The sequence below is a fragment of the Mycobacterium sp. E2699 genome (genome assembly GCF_001666745.1).
In the GTDB taxonomy this organism is placed as follows: Bacteria; Actinomycetota; Actinomycetes; order Mycobacteriales; family Mycobacteriaceae; genus Mycobacterium.
This window is the reverse complement of the sequence record NZ_LZJH01000120.1, coordinates 1-1,058: the sequence shown is the minus strand read 5'-3', so window position 1 is coordinate 1,058 and position 1,058 is coordinate 1. Positions and strand designations below refer to the sequence as shown.

Annotated in this window: 1 protein-coding gene; it reads right to left on the bottom strand. The window is 69.7% G+C overall.

Annotation, left to right across the window (positions count from 1 at the left end; genetic code table 11):
• The coding region (locus A5696_RS20810; RefSeq protein WP_067882894.1) for a glycosyltransferase at positions 1–999 on the bottom strand (999 nt) is incomplete at its 3' end.
• Positions 1,000–1,058 lie beyond the last annotated feature (59 nt).

The following is a 1,058-nucleotide window of genomic DNA, read 5'->3' as shown; positions in this document are numbered from 1 at the left end:
GATCAACGTCGGGAGCCCGGCGCGCAGGCTGGCCGCCGTGGTGCCCGCGCCGCCGTGGTGGACGGCCGCGCGGCAGGCGGGCAGGATCGTCGAGTAGTTGACGTGGCCGACCAGCTTGACGTCGGGACGCGGCTCGAAATCCTCGCCGCCGGAATAGATCAGGGCCCGTTCGCCCAACTCGGCACAGGCGTCGGCGATCATGGCCACCGTCTCCGTGGGGGACTGGACCGGCGTGCTGCCGAAACCGAAGTAAATCGGCGGTTTTCCCGCGGCGATCCACGAGGCGACCTCGTCGTCGGCGTCGGTGGGCGACTCCATGGTGAGCGCCCCGACGAAGGGCCGCCGAGCGCCCCACTCCGCTGACAGCCCGGGGAAGCACAACTCGTCGTAGGCCTGGATCTCCAGCGCCTCGCGCTCGGACATCCGTTGCGGCGCAGGACAAGTGGCCTTGGACAGTCCCAAGTCCCGGCGCTGCGCCTCCTCGGCGCTCCGGGTGAACCGCCAGTACATCCAGTCGAGGGTTTTCATCGTCGAGCGCACCAGCGGCGCGGGCAGGCGCGCCGGGAACGCGATGTGTCCGTTGGGCCGCATCGGGTAGAAATGCAAGGCGGCCAACCGAATGTCGTAGTACTCCGCGACGTTGGCGGCGATTTCCTGATAGAGCTGGCCGGTCAGCAGCAGGTCGACCCCGTCCGCGAGCGGCTTGAGCGCGGCGCCCAGCTCGTCGAAGCCCGCCCGGACCGGCTCCATGGCCTCGCGCGCCAGCTTGACCGGGTTGGTGAACTTCCACGAGTTGTGCAGGAAGTCCTCGTCCAGCTGCTGCTGAGAATCCCGCTGCCCGTACGCGACCGCGGGCAGCCCGGCCGACTCCACGAAGCCGATCAGGTTGGGCGGCACGCCCACCCGCACCTCGTGCCCGCGGCGCTGCAGTTCGCGACCGACGGCCGCGAGGGGCTCGATGTCGCCGCGGGTTCCGTAGCTCGCCAAGGCAAACTTCATGACGGAGTCCGGCCCTTCGCTTCCGGTGCGCGCTGGACCCGCATCAATCCTTGACCCCG